This is a genomic window from Exiguobacterium sp. H66 (assembly GCF_018618705.1).
Lineage (GTDB): Bacteria > Bacillota > Bacilli > Exiguobacteriales > Exiguobacteriaceae > Exiguobacterium_A > Exiguobacterium_A oxidotolerans.
The window spans coordinates 1-1367 of record NZ_JACSMQ010000019.1 but is presented as its reverse complement, the minus strand read 5'-3'; the positions used below and the strand labels follow the sequence as shown (position 1 = coordinate 1367).

Sequence of the window (1367 nt, the reverse complement as noted above, 5' to 3'; positions counted from 1 at the left end):
ATGAAACACACTAAAAAATTCGCAGCATCAGCAATGGCAGCAGCACTCGTATTACCAGGAACGGCGGCGTTCGCATCAGGCGGTTCAGACGACATGATGCATGAGGACAAAGCAAAAAACGTCACGGTCAAAACGAAAGCAGCAGATCTTCGTGCGACACTCGACCAATTACTTTCTGAGCACTTCGTGCTTGCTGTCATGGACATGAAAAAACAATATGACGGTTCAAAAGATGCTGAGTATTATGAAGCGGCACTCAAACAGAACGCACTCGACATGACACCGGCAATCGCTTCAGTCTATGGCGACGAAGGCGCAAAACAATTCGAAAAAATCTTCGTCGACCACAACAAATACACAACGGACCTCGTCAAAGCCGTCAAAGCGGATGACCAGGAAGGCATCAACGCTTCGAAAGCCGAGACAGAAGAATTCGTCCAGGATCTCTCGACATTCCTCGACGCTGCGACAGAAGGCGAACTTCCGAAGGAAACAGCTGAAGAAGTCCTTCGTGCTCACGAAGCGGACGTCTATAAAACATTCCAAGAGTATGCAGCAGGCGACTACGAAGGATCGTACAACACGTTCCGTGAAGGATACAGCCGCATGTATGACATCTCGAAAGCACTCTCAGTCGCCATCACAACACAGATGCCTGAGAAATTCGATAACTCGAAAGCTGATACGAAAGCCGCTGACCTCCGGTCAACACTCAATAGCCTCGCTGCTGAACACGTCGCTCTTGCGAACCTCAGCATGACGGCAGGCGTCGATCAAGCGAAAGACTACGATGCTGCAAACTGGGCGGAAGACATGCACACAGCTGACTTCAAAGCCGCGATCAAATCGATCTACGGTCAAGCCGGTGCGGATCAGTTCGAGCAAGTCTGGACGAAAAACCACATCGAAGCACAAGCAAATCTCGTCACAGCAGCCATCAACGATGATAAAAAAATGATGGGTGACGCACAAGACATGCTCAAAATGTTCACGAACGACTTCGGTGCGTTCCTCGGAGCAGCAACGGAAGAAAACCTTCCGACGAAAGCAGCAACTGAAGCCGTCGCTGGTCATGAAACATATGTCCAAGACACGTTCATGCAGTACACGGAAGGCGACTACAAAGGATCAGTCGATACGTTCCGCGAGTCATATGCTTACATGTACGGTGTCGGTGAAAACCTCGGTAACGCGATCGTCATGCAATCTCCAGAGAAATTCATGGACGGTACACCAGGTTCAATGCCGAACACAGGTAACGGCGGCATGAGCGACACAAGCAACAACGCAACAACAGGTGCACTTGCACTCTTCGGTCTTGCACTCGGTGCAGCTGGAATCGTCGTGGCACGCAAACGTCAAAACGC

General features: G+C 50.3%; 1 protein-coding gene. It reads left to right on the top strand.

All coding sequences use genetic code 11. The features are described from left to right. A partial coding sequence (locus KNP88_RS15480; RefSeq protein ID WP_214894544.1) for a copper amine oxidase occupies positions 1-1367 on the top strand: 1367 nt, incomplete at both ends.